This is a genomic window from Vreelandella mediterranea, assembly GCF_970647075.1.
Window position 1 is genome coordinate 2,456,842 of sequence record NZ_OZ310198.1, and the last position, 15,002, is coordinate 2,471,843.

Annotated in this window: 14 protein-coding genes and 1 pseudogene; 7 read left to right on the plus strand and 8 right to left on the minus strand. The window is 54.1% G+C overall.

What is annotated here, in order from left to right:
• Positions 1 to 30: 30 nt before the first annotated feature.
• Positions 31 to 810: a 2OG-Fe dioxygenase family protein gene (locus ACWFVE_RS11285; protein ID WP_447529367.1), complete on the minus strand. Its 780-nt coding sequence runs from the start codon at positions 808 to 810 to the stop codon at positions 31 to 33.
• Between the two features lie 261 nt (positions 811 to 1,071).
• Here ACWFVE_RS11285 and ACWFVE_RS11290 point away from each other — a divergent pair, with 261 nt between their 5' ends.
• Both ACWFVE_RS11290 and ACWFVE_RS11295 read left to right on the plus strand, forming a co-directional pair.
• Positions 1,072 to 2,940 carry a putative bifunctional diguanylate cyclase/phosphodiesterase gene (locus ACWFVE_RS11290; RefSeq protein ID WP_447529368.1) on the plus strand — a complete coding sequence of 623 codons (1,869 nt, stop codon included), beginning with the start codon at positions 1,072 to 1,074 and terminating at the stop codon, positions 2,938 to 2,940.
• A gap of 22 nt (positions 2,941 to 2,962) precedes the next feature.
• Positions 2,963 to 3,283 (plus strand): annotated as a pseudogene (locus ACWFVE_RS11295) (ATP-binding domain-containing protein); the annotation flags it as partial.
• On the opposite strand, the gene ACWFVE_RS11300 reads toward ACWFVE_RS11295, so the two are convergent.
• Positions 3,273 to 3,842 carry a DUF1993 domain-containing protein gene (locus ACWFVE_RS11300; RefSeq protein ID WP_447529369.1) on the minus strand — a complete coding sequence of 190 codons (570 nt, stop codon included), beginning with the start codon at positions 3,840 to 3,842 and terminating at the stop codon, positions 3,273 to 3,275. The pseudogene ACWFVE_RS11295 and the gene ACWFVE_RS11300 sit on opposite strands and share 11 nt — an antisense overlap.
• Positions 3,843 to 4,041: 199 nt before the next feature.
• Here ACWFVE_RS11300 and ACWFVE_RS11305 point away from each other — a divergent pair, with 199 nt between their 5' ends.
• Positions 4,042 to 4,797, plus strand: coding sequence for a phosphatase PAP2 family protein (locus ACWFVE_RS11305; protein ID WP_447529370.1), 756 nt, complete (start codon positions 4,042 to 4,044; stop codon positions 4,795 to 4,797).
• A gap of 515 nt (positions 4,798 to 5,312) precedes the next feature.
• Here the strand turns inward: ACWFVE_RS11305 and ACWFVE_RS11310 are convergent.
• The 5 genes from ACWFVE_RS11310 to ACWFVE_RS11330 all read right to left on the minus strand — a co-directional run bounded on the left by ACWFVE_RS11310 (position 5,313) and on the right by ACWFVE_RS11330 (position 10,780).
• Positions 5,313 to 6,284, minus strand: a complete 972-nt coding sequence (locus tag ACWFVE_RS11310; protein ID WP_447529371.1) for a retron St85 family RNA-directed DNA polymerase — start codon at positions 6,282 to 6,284, stop codon at positions 5,313 to 5,315.
• Positions 6,285 to 6,435: 151 nt separating this feature from the next.
• Positions 6,436 to 7,347 (minus strand): retron St85 family effector protein, encoded by a 912-nt coding sequence (locus tag ACWFVE_RS11315; protein ID WP_447529372.1) that lies wholly within the window; start codon positions 7,345 to 7,347, stop codon positions 6,436 to 6,438.
• A 289-nt stretch (positions 7,348 to 7,636) separates the two neighbouring features.
• Positions 7,637 to 8,332 carry a haloacid dehalogenase type II gene (locus ACWFVE_RS11320; protein WP_447529373.1) on the minus strand — a complete coding sequence of 232 codons (696 nt, stop codon included), beginning with the start codon at positions 8,330 to 8,332 and terminating at the stop codon, positions 7,637 to 7,639.
• 156 nt (positions 8,333 to 8,488) lie between these two features.
• Entirely contained in the window at positions 8,489 to 10,105 is a 1,617-nt protein-coding gene (locus tag ACWFVE_RS11325) for an ABC-F family ATP-binding cassette domain-containing protein (protein WP_447529374.1), read from the minus strand.
• 189 nt (positions 10,106 to 10,294) lie between these two features.
• Positions 10,295 to 10,780 carry a hypothetical protein gene (locus ACWFVE_RS11330; RefSeq protein ID WP_447529375.1) on the minus strand — a complete coding sequence of 162 codons (486 nt, stop codon included), beginning with the start codon at positions 10,778 to 10,780 and terminating at the stop codon, positions 10,295 to 10,297.
• A gap of 228 nt (positions 10,781 to 11,008) precedes the next feature.
• Here ACWFVE_RS11330 and ACWFVE_RS11335 point away from each other — a divergent pair, with 228 nt between their 5' ends.
• On the plus strand, positions 11,009 to 11,503 hold the full coding sequence (locus ACWFVE_RS11335) for a hypothetical protein (protein WP_447529376.1): 495 nt from the start codon (positions 11,009 to 11,011) through the stop codon (positions 11,501 to 11,503).
• 27 nt (positions 11,504 to 11,530) lie between these two features.
• Here ACWFVE_RS11335 and ACWFVE_RS11340 read toward each other — a convergent pair whose 3' ends face one another.
• Positions 11,531 to 12,886 carry a carboxylesterase family protein gene (locus ACWFVE_RS11340; protein ID WP_447529377.1) on the minus strand — a complete coding sequence of 452 codons (1,356 nt, stop codon included), beginning with the start codon at positions 12,884 to 12,886 and terminating at the stop codon, positions 11,531 to 11,533.
• Between the two features lie 271 nt (positions 12,887 to 13,157).
• Here ACWFVE_RS11340 and ACWFVE_RS11345 point away from each other — a divergent pair, with 271 nt between their 5' ends.
• From ACWFVE_RS11345 to ACWFVE_RS11355, 3 genes are all read left to right on the plus strand, one after another.
• The gene (locus ACWFVE_RS11345) at positions 13,158 to 13,466 is read left to right on the plus strand and encodes a type II toxin-antitoxin system RelE/ParE family toxin (RefSeq protein WP_447529378.1); all 309 of its coding nucleotides are present in this window, start codon (positions 13,158 to 13,160) and stop codon (positions 13,464 to 13,466) included.
• 10 nt (positions 13,467 to 13,476) lie between these two features.
• Positions 13,477 to 13,779: a helix-turn-helix domain-containing protein gene (locus tag ACWFVE_RS11350; protein ID WP_447529379.1), complete on the plus strand. Its 303-nt coding sequence runs from the start codon at positions 13,477 to 13,479 to the stop codon at positions 13,777 to 13,779.
• 177 nt (positions 13,780 to 13,956) lie between these two features.
• Positions 13,957 to 14,925 carry a zinc-binding metallopeptidase family protein gene (locus ACWFVE_RS11355; RefSeq protein WP_447529380.1) on the plus strand — a complete coding sequence of 323 codons (969 nt, stop codon included), beginning with the start codon at positions 13,957 to 13,959 and terminating at the stop codon, positions 14,923 to 14,925.
• The last annotated feature ends 77 nt before the right edge of the window (positions 14,926 to 15,002 follow it).

The window sequence follows — 15,002 nt, forward strand, 5'->3', positions numbered from 1 at the left end:
GTTGCCAGGTTATCAATTTACCGAGAGCCATTAGCTCTCATTGAGGACCGCTTCCGGGAAGTGGCGACGCAGCATCCGGTTCTGAAAGCCGTCCACGAAACGGCTGTTGATGATGATGATGAACCGCTCGAAGGGTGCTTCGCTCTCGAGTTGTTCGATCCCGTCGACACTGTGGAATAGCCGGTCATCGCGCAGATGAAGGATATCACCCGGATCCAGGGTGATATCGACCAAGGGTTGCGTGCCAGCCTTGTCGCCGTAGAGGTGATTTTCAGCACCCGCCACGTTTTCCCGATTGAGGACCAGAATACTCAGGGCCTTGCAGCCATCGGCATGAATCCCCTGTCCCTGAAGGGGGTCGATGCTGCCTTCCCCGCGAACCCCGGTGATCTGCATCAGAATGGGTTCGTGCGCACCGATACTCCAGAGCTTTGCCCAGGCGTGCACGAAGGCCTTCACATCCGGGCGTGCCATGAATTCACTGGTCAGCGGATCATAGTAGCGTAGGCGATCCGCCATGCTCTCCGCGTCATTGAAGGCTCCCCCTTGGGCCATGGGACATTGGCCCATATCCCCGACATCTCCCTGATCATTAAGGGCGAGCCATGACATCCGCTTCCACCGCTGGTTGACATAGGGATCGCGCGGCAGGTCAGCGGTAAACGCCTGCCAGGCGGTCAAATCGATGCGCTCCCGAATATCGGTTTTCGCCCACTCCTGATTCCTTAGCGCCTCGGCCACTCCCGCATTCCAATAATTGGAAGGCATGGAGGTGGGATCGAAACCGTGCTTGAGGGTATCGAGTTTCATGATGGTATTCTCCTGTTAACTGGGCGGAATTGCCCTGTGTTGCCGATGTAAGAACGCGGTCAACAGGAGAGAAATGAAAAGATCTGCAACAATATGTCAAAAAATGCACTGAAAAAGAGTGTTTTTTGAAAACAGGATCAGACCACTGATGACGTACATCTGTAGGTTACCTACTGCACATAGGTGTAAGATAACCACAACAAATGACTATGTTTGCCATAATAATGGCTCCTGACAGTGCTTTTTCTTTAAGTGGACTCCATGACTGCCAGCCATTCCCGACATCACAGAGATCCGGAACGCCTGAAGGAGAACCGCTGGGAGTTTTCCGGTGCGCTCAAATTGGTGGCGTCAACGACACCTTCCACTAATGACATCGATTCGCATGATGCAGGCAGGGAAGACGTCGAGTTAGTACGCCGCCAGCATCTAGAGAGTGAGCAGCGATTCCGCGCCCTGCTGGAGAGTCTGCCGAAAGTGGCGGTTCAAGGGTATGATCGCGATCGGCGAGTGATTTACTGGAATGAAGGTAGCACTCGTCTCTATGGCTATACCGCTGAGGAAGCCCAGGGACAGTTACTGGAAGATCTGATCATTCCTGCCTTCATGCGTGACGGGGTAATCCAGGCGCATGGTGTCTGGATCAAAGAAAGGATCGATATACCCGCCGAAGAACTCGAGCTTAAGCACAAAACCGGTGAACTGGTATCGGTCTTTTCGCAGCACCTGATGCTCAATCAGCATACCGACTCACCCTTGATGTTCTGCGTGGATGTCGATCTTTCCGACCAAAAGCGTGCCCACCGTGACCTGGAATTCGCCACCCGTTTCGACAGGCTCACCCATCTCCCTAACCGCCAGACCTTCGAGGCCGACCTGGACAGCCTGTTGGATTCTTGTCGACGCCAGGGCAATGGCCTGACAACCATCTACCTGGACATCGATCACTTCGCCGAGATCAATGATGCCCTTGGCTATGATCAGGGCGATCGCCTGCTCATTGAGCTGACTCGGCGACTGAAAAAGTGCCAGCAAGTCACTGACCTGGTGTCCCGTGTCTCTAGCGATGAATTCGTGCTGGCTTTTCCCGGCGTCTACCTGGACTCCGATGTCAGACGGGTCATGCGTCATGTCCAGAATATCTTTCGAGAACCTTTCGTCCTGAATGGTCGGGAGCGTCAGGTCACGGCCTGTTTGGGTGTGGCGTTCTTTCCCGGGAATGGTGAATCGTCACGCGAATTGATCCGTAATGCCGATGTTGCCAAGAATAGCGCCAAACTGGAGGGTCGGGGTACTGTACGTTTCTTCCAACAGAAGCTCCATGATGAGCTGGTTCGCCAGCACTGTCTCTCGACGCGACTCGAGGAAGCCGTGAATAACGGTGAACTCGCCCTCCACTACCAGCCCCAAGTCTCGGCGGCCAGCGGGCGAATAGAGAATCTCGAGGCCTTGTTACGCTGGGCGCCTGCCGAAGGCCCGCCGATCTCGCCTGCCGAGTTTATCCCGCTGGCCGAGCGTTCCGGTTTGATCCATCGTCTGGGCGAATGGGTCATCGAAGAGGCTTGCCGCCAGCAGGTGGAATGGCGTGCCAAGGGATTTCATGAGCACCGTATCGACATTAATGTCTCGGGTCGTCAACTGGTGCGTCCCGATGCCCTCAAGCGCTTCGAGGACTCGCTGCAGCGTCACGGCTTAGGTCCGCGGGATATCGGCATCGAATTGACCGAGCACGTCCTGATCGAAGCCGACGAGACCGTCCTCGAGGACCTGCGGCGCCTCCATGATCGCGGTTTTCGCATTGCCATCGACGACTTCGGGACTGGTTATTCCTCCCTGAGCTATCTCAAGCACTTTCCCGTCACCGCCCTGAAGATCGATCGCTCCTTCATCCACGACGCTCCCACACAGCCGAAGGACAGGGCCATCATGGAGGGCACCATCTTCATCGGTCATCGGCTGGGATTGGAAGTGGTGGCCGAGGGTGTCGAGAACGCCGAACAGTTGTCATTGCTTCGCGAAATGCATTGCGACCTCGTCCAGGGGTTCTTCTTCTACCGTCCGATGCCTCCCAAGGATATCGACCGCCTGCTGGGCGGTTTCGTGCCTGGTCACGAAGGGCTTTCGAGCTGAGCCTCGCTCTTCATTAGGAGCGCCAGGAAGATCGCTCTTAAGCCTCGTCTTTCCAACCAGTGACCCGGCAAACCCGATCCGCTGGGTGCTACCATCACGGCTGCACTCGGTAGAACCGTATTCGCGATGACGGCACACAAATCCCGGAGCTCGGAGTTCGTCCACACCTCCCTGCTGCTACCCACAACGATCAACCCGATTTTGACCCGGGAGCGGGTGTACACCGGCATCACCCGCGCCCGGCCGTGGCTAACCCTGGTGGAAGCCAAGCGCGGGGTGTTGAATGAGGCGGTAGTGCGGGAAGTGACGGGGCAGTGGAATTGGGAAGTCGATCAGCCTTTAGGCATCGTTTCCGGGCGAATATACGGGAACATATGCGCGACATAGTCGGCTTTGCCCAGCTCGACCTTCTCGCTGCGCAGGATGGAGTAGGCAGTCATGATGTGGAAGTAGAACTGCCCCAGCGTCCAGTCCTGCGCGTACTGCTCGGCGGTTAAATCGAGAACCATGCCGTTAGGCAGCTCGAGCACCAGCGGCTTGTCCGCGCTGACATCCAGCGCATCGGACGCCAGGCCATTAAGTAAAACGAGGGTTTCATCGATACGCTTTTGGGCATCTTCAAGCGTGCCGGACTGTTCACCCGCGTTACGCCCTTCGTCGAGCAACTCCTTGATCGAGGCCGGTAGGTCTTTACCCTGCAGGCGGTGGACCGCCTCTTGCGCCTGCACGCAGGCAAAGCGTACCTGCGTGGAAAGCGGAAACATATCCGGCGCGAGGCGTGCGGAGAGCAGCGCTTGTGCCTCGGCGCCCGGCAGCTGGCTTTGCGCCTTTTTCAGCCAGTTCGAAAGCGCGCCGAGCATTTGGGTATAGGTGGGGACCAGCAGTTGCGTGAATGGCATCATTGTTATTCCTGTTGAATGGATAGCGGCGCAGTGGTGGCTATCGCGAGCCCATTTTATAAACCTACTCGCTTGCGAATGACAGCCAACAAGCCAGATAAACCGATTCGCTATTGCCGAACTCTTGAACGGCCGCTTTGGGCTACACTATGCCCGCCTCAATCGACGGGGCGCGGGACGGATCAAAGCAAAGGAGCTGCCAATGAAGTATCAAACGACAATAGGCCGTATCGGGCGTCAGGGCGTTTCCCTGCTATCTCGGCTCGGCCGCCACGAACTCGCCATGCTGGTGTGCCTGGCGGTCATTTCCGGCGGCATTTGGGGCTTCGTCGCGCTGGCCGGTGAAGTCATCGAGGGCGACACCCAGAGCTTCGACGAGCGCTTGCTGCTCGCCCTTCGCAACCCCGCCGACCTTAACGACCCGATCGGCCCGGGCTGGGTCGAGGAAATGGGCCGGGACTTTACCGCCCTCGGCGGCGTGGGCGTGTTGGTGCTCCTCACGCTGGGGGCGCTGGGGTATCTGCTACTCGCCAGGCACTTTCGCGCGGCGCTCTTCGCCTTGGTGGCGGTGCCCGGCGGCATCCTGCTCAGCACCCTGATGAAGATGGGCTTTGACCGAGCCCGCCCGGACCTCGTACCGCACGAAGCCATGGTCTACACGGCGAGCTTTCCCAGCGGCCACTCCATGATGTCGGCCGTCACCTACCTGACGCTAGCTGCGCTGCTCATCCGCATACAGCCCGCGCTGCGCCTAAAAGCGTATCTACTGATACTGGCGATATTGCTGACCCTGCTCGTGGGCATGAGCCGCGTCTATCTGGGCGTTCACTGGCCGACCGATGTGCTGGCCGGCTGGACCGCTGGCGCAAGCTGGGCCGCGCTCTGCTGGGGGGTAATGCATTGGATGCAGGGACGTGGGCAGATTGAGGCGGAAGAGAGTGAGGTGGGGGCTGAATAATCTGCTTCCAGCGAATGCAGGGCAACACTTTACGCATTGCCCTGCACTGGGAAGCATAAATATTTGGCGAGAGCCTTTTGGATAGTTGCTCGCGTGCTTCAGGGTCAGGCAGCTGGATTTGCAATTTTTCAGCCAGTTTGAAAGCGCGCCCAGAAATTCAATTTATGCGGGGATCAGCAGCTGTGTGAATGACATTATTGTTCTTCCAGCTAAACCAGTAATTGAATGTCTCGTTTACTGTGATTTCACACAATCCAAAAGGTTTGGAGTTTGTCCACACGGACTATTGCTGCCGACAATAGTTTATTGATCCTGACGCGAGAACTTTTTTACGCACCGTATCAAAACATAGGCGCTAAGTATTGAACTTAGAGAAAGCCAAACGAGATTCTTGACTAAATTAATCTTGAAGAAATACTTTCGTTTAAGCGTAGGATTAAAAAAAGCCACACACATAACACATTCAATACGTCTTAAAAATCACCTTCACTTTAAACTTTACAATCCAAACTTTATTAAGAGCCTTTTGTTATCTCTTTATTAATTAATAGAGCAGATGGATTATCTGGATATTTAATTATTAACGAATTTATGTAGAGATATAGCTTTTTGTACATTTTTGGATCCACATCATAAATAAATGCCAACATACCATTAATGTGATTGAAATCATTTTCCGCTTCAGAGAAAAACCTGTGTAGCTTAACTCGCATTTGACGATACTTTTGCCGACCAATGCCTGCACGATGTTCTGAAACAATTAAACCTGTAATGCGCTTCTGCCTTTGTGTACCTGAAATCTTTGTCTTACTATGATTAACATTAAAGCCTTCGTCAAAAATAACTGTGTTTACGAACTCTTTTGCTTTATAAATCCTTTGAGCCGTTTGTGCTGAGAATGTTATATCATCTGCATATCTAGTATAAACAATACCCCTTGGGCCAGCATATCCATATAATCTAGCATCTAATTTAGCACAAATTAGATTAGCAAGCTTTGGAGATGTTGGAGCTCCCTGAGGAAGGCTTCCGTCAAAAGTGCAAACACTAGCTAGAACTGAGCTTATTAATTTACTGTAACCAATAGAATAAAAAATAGAATAGACTTTTTCTACTTTTATACTTGGAAAAAAATCTTCCAAATCTATAGTTAGAACATAATTAGACCCTACATGAGGCGATGCGTTATCAAGAATAGACGTGTTTTTTTCAAAACCTTTTGAATGCTCAGAAGACGACAACTTATCAAGTATATTTCTCAATATCCAGCTTTGAAAAGCTTTTAGCTCTCGATTTGGCTGAGCTATAACCCTTGGCGAACCGTTTTTTTTAGAAATCTGATAAGTTTTATAGAGATAGTGTGATCTATAAGCCAAATAACGAACTTTACTTATAGACAATCGCATCTCATTAGCAAGATCTTCAACTTTTTCAATAGGAGGAAGCCCGAGATTTCTTAGGCGATATATTTTTTGTTTATCAAGCATAAGGAGGCGCTACACCTTTACGTCTAAAGAACCGGATCTAAAGATGCGGTGCAATCATCGGGAGATGATTGTGCCGCATCTTTAGATCTGCTATAGCCCTAGTTTTCGTGCAGGATAGCGAATCACTACCCAGCGGGCCTAAGCCCACTCGCTAAAGGTGAGCACCTGCAACTACTCTATCATAGCTTACTCGTGCATTTCTACGATTTTGTGCATTCATCAACTCAATTCTAGCTTTATCCAAGCTACTATTTGAAAATTCTGATCTAACATAGGAAGCACCCAACTGCGTAACCTTATATCCTATAGGTGTTCTAGTGATGAACCTCTCCTTAATGAGCTTACCAAGGGATGATTTGGTAGCTATCTCACAGAGTTTTTTATTGTATGAAGCCGCATAACCAACCAACTTGTACAGATTTACATTATCTATCTCATCAATCAAATAAATACAAGGAAGAATAAAATTCCCAACTTCAAGAATATTTGTAACATCTTTTTTTACTGGATGTTCTTTTTTAATAGTAGCCACATAACCGCTTATCTTTCTATAAAAAGAAACACTTTTTAAACTAGGCTCTAATTCATCGGCTCCGTAATATAAAACTTTACCTGTCTTAGTGTTCCTAACCAACCTATTGGGCCCATAGTTAATAAAACTTTTATCTGACTTATATTTATTACTTATCAAAACAATCATTTTCTGAGCAAGCTTTTGATTATTTGAAAAAGCCCCAAGCTCTGCAAATGACCCTGGGCTCTCAGGAAACAAAACTATTGCATCAACACTATCAGCTAAAGTATTCTCAAGCTCCAACAAGCTATACTGCCCTTGACCGGCTAAAAGGTCTTCAAACAAATCCTCAGGATACAACAACTCGAATGAAGATCTAAAATTAAATATATTAGCCAATTTTGAGCGTGATTTTTCTTTATCTGTTATATCAGCACCACATAAAAAAATTGTTGTCTTTCTTTGAAATCTTGGCACAAAAATTTTATTTTTAACTATACTCGCTACATCCTCAATTTCTTTTTCTTTTAAATTCAATAATTTTTTCATATGAGCACCAAAGGCAATGTTAGCAATACCTATGCTATATTAATCTTTTAACAACCTATTTCACTAAAAAAAAAGCATCAACTTTCTTTAAATTAACTTCAAGTCGAACTCATAGCCAATCTTGGCACTTGGACATCCAAGTATCTGTAAAGTCTTTTATGATAGCGGCGATACTATAATATTTAAAGCTTAATCTTAGCATGATGGCGATATTCAAGCTATTTCCTAGTTGAATGGTGCATTTCAAGTGCGGATAGGCGCGGTAGCGTTTTCAGGTAGAATTAAATGACTACATTCTCAGTTGCTTACCTAGCACAATAAAATTCTCAACTACAATATCCCAGTCCTCCTCGGCCTCTAAGTCCTTGCTCTGCAGCGGCCCATACTCCGTAGGCCGCGCTATAAACGCTGTTTTCATCCCCACACCACGTGCAGCCCCCAGGTCCGCATTATGCGCCGCGCACAGCATCACCTCTTCCGGCGGCAGGCCTAACAGGCGGCACGCGCCCAAGTAGACTTCCGCGTCCGGCTTGTAGTGCTCGAACAGCTCGGCGCAGAAAATCATATCCCAAGGAAGCTTAGCATTGCGAGCCACATCGACCATCAGCGAAACATTGCCGTTAGTCAGGGTGCCGATGATGTAGTTTTCTTTTAAGCGCTCAAGGCCGCGCGGTACATCCGGCCAGGGGGTTAGCCGGTGCCAGAAGAGGTTGATGCGATCAATGGTTGGCTCGTCCAACGCTACCCCGTGTTGGTCGAGCAGTTTGACCAGACTTTCGCGGTGCAGGTCATCGAGCTTCGTCCAGGGGAGTTCGCCTTTGCGTACCCGCTCCATGGAAGGTGCGTATTGCTGGCGCCATTGATCCGTCAGCGCTTCTCTGGGTAGCTCTAAGCCCAGCTCTTTTTCCAGTTCCGTAAACTGGCGGATCAAGCTGGAGCGCCAATCGACCACGGTGCCGAATACGTCAAACAGGATCGCTTTCATTACCGCCTCCGCTGAAGGGGAACGTCGTTATGAGTTCTGGCCGTTGTACGGCGCTCAGCATGCGTTAGTCACTTTACCCAACGCCTAGAAAGAACAGTAGTACCTTTAAGTATTATGAATGACAGGGCGCTGGCAGTGAGGGGCACAGGGGAAAGGTCATACCGGCGTCAGTTGCCAGCCTTGCTGGGTTGCTTGCAAGTAGTCCGTGAGCGTGAGGTTTTCGAGAAAGGCATCGTCGTGGGAGACCACCAGCAACGTGCCCTGGTAGCCGCGCAGCATGGTTTCTAATGCCTGGGTGGACGGCAGGTCCAGGTGGTTGTTGGGTTCGTCCAGCATCAATAGCTGAGGCGGCGCGTCGGCGTAGAGCAAGCACGCGAGCGCTGCTTTCAAGCGTTCACCGCCGCTCAGTGCGCCGCTGGGCGTGGTGATTTTCTGCGCATCCAGGCCAAGCTGGGCCAGCAGCATGCGAAGCTCGCCGTCACTCGCTTTACGATTAGCCGCCCGCAGCTGGTCGAACACGGTTTGGGTCGGGTCAAAACGATCAAGGCGCTGGTCGAGATAGGCGTTTTGGGGCGTGACCTGGCAGGTGCCCGTTAAAGGCGCCACCAGCCCTGCCATCACGCGCAGCAGCGTGGACTTACCGCCGCCATTCGGCCCCACGATGCCGATTCTTTGCGGCCCCTGCAGCGTCAGGCTAATGTGATGTGTGGCCCCCGCAACGAAGGGTAGCGCTACCCTTTCCAACTCGGCCACTCGGCGATTCGTACCCCGTGGCAGTGCCACTTCATGCAGGGCGATGGGCACCTCTTTTTCGACCTGGCGGGCGGCTTCGCGTACGCGCTGGTTGAGCTCTTCCCGGCTGGCGGTGTGCTGTTGGCGTAGTGCGCCCATGGAGTGTTCGCTGCGCTCTTTCTGGCCATCGAGCAATACCTTCGCCTGATTGGCGCCCTTGGCCTGGCGGCTATCCCGCGCCTGGCGTTTCTGCTGGCGCTCGCGCTGCTTGTGCATGGCCCGCTCTTCGCGTTGGCGTGCAAGCTTGTGCTGGCTGAGACGGGCCTGCGCCGCTTGCTGCTCGTGCGCCTTCGCCGCGCTGTAAAAGGTGTAGTTGCCGCCGTAGCTTTGTAGCCCCAATGGGGAGAGCTCCACGATCCGCTCCATGGCGTCCAGCAACTGGCGGTCGTGGCTGACCACGATCAGCCCCTTCGGCCAGCGCTTTAGTTGCTCGATGAGTGCCTGCCGGTTGGGTCGGTCGAGGTGGTTGCTCGGCTCGTCAAGAATCAGAAAGTCCGCTTCTGATAGCATGGCGCCGATCAGAGCAACCCGCATGGCTTCGCCACCGCTCAATGTATCGGCGGGGGTACAGGCTTCGAGATACCCCAAACCGCTGCGTTCAAGCTCAAAACGCAGCCGCTGGGGCATGTCCCAACGCTCATCGACCGCCTCGAAATTTTCAAGCGCGGCGCTGCCCGCTTCGATTTGTGCCAGCGCATCAAGCGTTGTGTGTACACCGGCAAGCGCCGCCACGGTCGTGTTTGCCGAGGGGGCGGCAACCTGTTGGGCAAGGTAGTGCACGTTGGCAGGAAGCTGGCAGTGGCCGGTGGTCGGCGTTAAAAGTCCCGCCAGCATTTGCGCAAGGACCGTTTTACCCACACCGTTGCGCCCCACCAGGCCCGTGGGTCGGCTATCGAACTGCTCATGAAGATTGGTAAAAAGCGTTCTGCCATCCGGCAAAACGCAGGAGACACCGTTCAAGGTGATAGAAGTGTTCGCCATGTGGTATTCCCAGGATGCCAAGACCTCCCCCGCGTTTAGGGGCTGGTGGAGACTGGCCGTCATTGCAACGGCAGGCATCAATGGTTCATTGGACGAACACCTTTATAAGATATGGAACATCTTACGGGTTTGGGCACGTTAGCCAATGATGATTACGAGTGTCAAATGCGGGCATTCGCGCGCAGCCGCTTAGCCCACCACGTTGATACTCGGTGATTCACTGCCCACTTGGCGGTGGTGCTCGGCGTTGACCATCTCGGCGAACTGCTTGCCGTTTTTGACATGGCGAATGTGGATCTCGCTGTCTTTGGTATAGCGGTGAGCAAGGTGCACCGTATAGGAGCGAAGTGCCCAGCTGACAAAGTTGGTGATGAACAGTGCACTGTCCAGGTCGCGCCACTTCACGCCCCGCATGCCCTTTTGCCAAGGGAAAACGCCCTCGTCGTACCATACACCGGCGTCATTGACGAAAATCCTGACGCTGCGCACATAGATGATGTGGTAGATAAAGCTTGCGATGCCGGCCGCCAGCGCCACCCAGCTCAACCAGGGCTGGCTCACCATACCGGAAATGAACAGCCCCGCGATCGCAACCACAATGCCCATGAAAAAGGGCTTGAAGTACGCAAGCCAGGAAAGCCTATAAACCCGTGAACGATCGTTATTGCCTTGCATGTCTTTTCCCATGTGCATTAGTTGTATATGTATTACTTTAACTTAATACACAGGATGACGTCTTGTCTCATGCACACGGGTAATGGGCTCAACGGCAGCAATAAAAGCTGAACCGGGCTCGTTTCAGGGCAGAATCGAGCGTGCCGTGCCCGGCCCTTAGCTAAAGCAAACCGCGCCGCAGCCGATAAAATTTTGAAAACTCAAAAAATTACTAAAAACGGGATTGATATGACGCTTTCGATTCATTCCGGGGTCACGTTTTCCGTCGAGTCCTACAAAGCCAATGCGCTTCGGCCCAGCGAAACGCCCCCTTCAGCACAAAGCGCGCCGACACAGTCCAATGAGAAAAGCGCGGGCATTCACGTTGATCTCTCCCCCTTGGGGCGGGCGCTGGCGGCAGGGCCAGGGGAATCGCGCGCCTCCACCGAGGCCAAACAAAAGAACATCAACGAAAGCGACTTCTCTATCGAGATAAAGGAGCTCATGAAGCGCATCGTGGAACTTCAGGAAGAACTGAGAAAGAAACAGGAAGAGCTTCAAGCCATGATGCGGGATCAATCACTGAGCGATGAGCAGCGCCAGCAGAAGATAAACGCGTTGCAAGGTGAAATTTCTCAGCTGTCCGGTGCGCTAAACGATGCCATGGGGGCCTTGTCCGACGCCCTGCAGCAGGAAGGGCTGGAGGGGGAAGCCGCTTTGAAGGCGGCTTCCCTGGTGGCCTAAAACGATGTTTAAAAGCGGCAGGTGAGTCTATCTACTCTTGGCCTGCCACCACTCGACTATCCCCGGCTCGACCCGGCCTTTGGCCGGCAGCCGACCATCCCGCGCGAAATCCGCCCATAGTTTGCGCAGGCGCTGGCCGTGTTCGAGCAGCGTGGTTTCATCTACGTGTTTGACGATATCCGCGTACTGCCAGCTGGCGGGCTCTCCCAGTAGTAGCGGTAGGTCAATCGTGTGGGCGGCGCCAAACGGCGTGCGGCCCTTGTTCCAATCAAGCCGGTACACAAAAGCATGCCCGCCGGCTTGAGCATGGCGGCGGGCAAATTTAAGCGCGTCGCGCTGGTATACCTTGCGCGTGGTGGCCGACACCATCGCCCGGCCGATGGCCTCCCCTACCAGCGGCGCGTGGCGCAGCCGCGTTAACCCCGGCGACATGACCAGAAACAGCGCGGTTTCCTCGGCGGTGGTGCCAATGAACACGTCGATTTTTTCCGCCGCGCGGCGCCAGGCCTGGTCGATGTCGGCCTCAGCAGGCAGCGGGTAGTGGCCGTACTGGGTGCCAAAGGGCATGGCCGCTTTCATGCCAAAGCCGCGGGCGGCCTCAGCTACTTTCGTTTGCACGCGCAGCACCTCGTCCAGCGGCGCGTCACTTTTAAGCTCGGCGGCCTTTTTACCCATTTTGGCGGTCATCTTTGCGCGGCCCCGGCTAATACCCAGCGGCGCGCTCTGGATGATCGCGCGCTGAAAAAGCCCCTCAACGCCCTCGGCAATCATCAGGTGCGCCGCCGCATCGCCCCCAGCGGAGTGGCCGAACAGCGTGACATTATTCGGGTCGCCGCCCATGGCGGCAATGTTGGTGTTGACCCAACGCAGCGCGGAGATCATGTCCAGAAGGCCCAGGTTGGCGGGCCGCCCCGCGTAGCCACCCAGAAACCCTAAAAGGCCCAGCCGGTAGGTAACCGACACTACGATGACATCCTGCTCGAGGGCCAGCGGGCGCACGTCGAACACCGCCAAGTCGCCTGCGCCAAACACGTAAGAGCCGCCGTGAATCCAGACCATGACCGGGCGCGGGGTTTTTGAGGGGGGTTCCGGCACGGTGACCGACAGGTGCAGCGCGCCTTCGCTTGCGTGAAACTCGTCGGCGGCTACACCGAGCGCTTCGTTGAGCTCAGGAATCGTGTTCTGCGGCGCCGCCGGGGCCCACCGGGTGGCGTGAATCGTTGCGGTGGCAGGCGGCTCATCGGTGGGTGGGCAGAAGCGCTCGGTACGGGCGTAGGCAATACCCGTGGCGCGAATGACGCCGCGATCATACCAGCCGATGATCTCCCCGGCGGGGGCTTTAAAACGGGGCGCGTCCTGCGCGGTCGATGCGGCGTGGTCCATGGGGCTCTCTTGGCTTTAAAAAACAAGGGCAGCATAGCATTGCCACGACAACCAAGTGGATAAACCGCCCAAGTGCTCGGTTGGGCAATCCGCTGAATACAACAGTGGTGGCGGCTTGAAACGTACTTAAGCCTGAGTTTGAAACGGTGGTGGGTAAGGAGCTTGCTTACTGCTTAAATACTTGCCAATAGGTTATTGCCTATATAGCATATAACCTATTAAATCCCGAGGTACTCATGTGGTCAATAGAACAGACAGACACCTTTGAAGCGTGGTTTTCTCGCTTGAAGAAGCTGACCGGGAGAATGTCCTGGCCTCTCTTCTTCTTTTACGCGAACGGGGTCCTATGCTCTCGCGACCGCATGCTGACACGGTGAACGGCTCGCAGTTTTCCAATATGAAAGAACTGCGTATACAAAGCGGTGGCCGCCCTATCAGAGCATTCTTTGCGTTCGACCCAAGGCGTACTGGCATCATTTTATGTGCTGGTGATAAAGGCGGAAACGACAAGCGCTTTTACGATGAAATGATTCCAGTTGCCGACAAAGAGTATGCGGCGCATCTGGAAACTTTAAAGTGAGGTAGTCCCCATGGCACGCAAACTTGAAGACTTGCTGGCAAAAGAAAAACCAGAGATCGTTGCCGCTGCTGAGGCGAAGGCGAGCGATATGCTATTTGAAATCAGGCTGGCTGAAATTCGTCTGCTGGCAGAAAAGACGCAAACTGAAATCGCCGCTGCAATGGGTGTCCGACAGCCAACCGTTGCAGGGCTTGAAAAGGTTGGCCAGGATATGCGTCTTAGCTCTCTTAAGCGCTATGTCGAAGCACTGGGCGGCCGCGCCCGAGTGGATATCGAGCTACCCGACGGCAGTCATCATGAGTTCCCTATATAACTAATTTTTATGAAGTTTCTCTAGCCAAACCACTTTTTGACTAACTGGTGATTTGGCCTTCACTCTCCCTGCCCATTGAAGCAATCTCTACAGCAGGCGTTTGAGCAAAGAAGTCATTGGACGCACTCGCCCATCACCGCCTAGACTCAAGACTCCTTTATTGAGAGTGCTTCGCCCATGCGCGTTTTCTCTAATCCGGTCGGTGCCGGTTCGCTTTGGTTCGATAACCTGGTCACCGCCGACGGCGTGCCGGTCGCCTACGACCCGCAAGCCCGTGCATTCATTCCCATGCCGCCGTTTTGCGCCAACCGCGAGGTGATTGGCTGTAACTGGATCGCGGCGCAAAAGGGCCAGCTCTGCCGCGCCTGCGCGATGACCGCGGTGGCCCCGGACCCGACCATCCCCAACGCCATTCCCAACTGGGCGCAAACCGAAGCCGCCAAGCGCTGGGTGATCGATAACCTGGGCCGTTGGAACTGGTTTCGTACGGAAGACCCGGGTGCGCCGCCGGTGTTCCACCTGCTGGCCGAAGGCAAAAAGCCGGTGATGATGGGCCACGTGGATGGCGTGGTGACCATCAGCATCGCAGAGGCCGACCCGGTACTGGTGACCACGCGCCGCGAAGCGCTGGATGAGCCCTACCGCACCATGATTGGCCACATGCGTCACGAAATCGCCCATATGCTTTGGTGGCGGCTAAGCCTGCGCGAAGACTTCATGAACGAGTTTCGCGAGATGTTTGGCGATGAGCGCGCCGACTACGGCGAGGCGCTCAAGCACCACTACAACGAAGGGCCGCCGGAAGAGTGGCGCACGGCTTTCGTTTCGACCTACGCCTCGGCGCACCCCCACGAAGATTGGGCGGAAACCGTTTCGCACCTTTTACACCTGACCGATATCACCGACAGCTTCGTATCATCCGGCATGGATTCGCCGGAGCTGCCGCGCGACCACAAGTGGGATGCCTACGCCGAGCCGGACGCCGAGCGCTTGATTCACATCGCCACGGCCTTGATTGCGGGCGTGAACCACGTCAACCGCGCCATGGGCCTGGCAGATGTCTACCCCTTCATGCTCACGCCGGAAACGCTCAAGAAACTCGTGTTCGTGCACGGCTGGCTGCGCCGCGGGGCGCAGGGGCTATAGAGCTGTCTGACAAATCGCTTTGAACCAACGCCCCGCCTTTACCGGCGGGGCGTTTTCTTGTGCGCCGAGCCCAATAT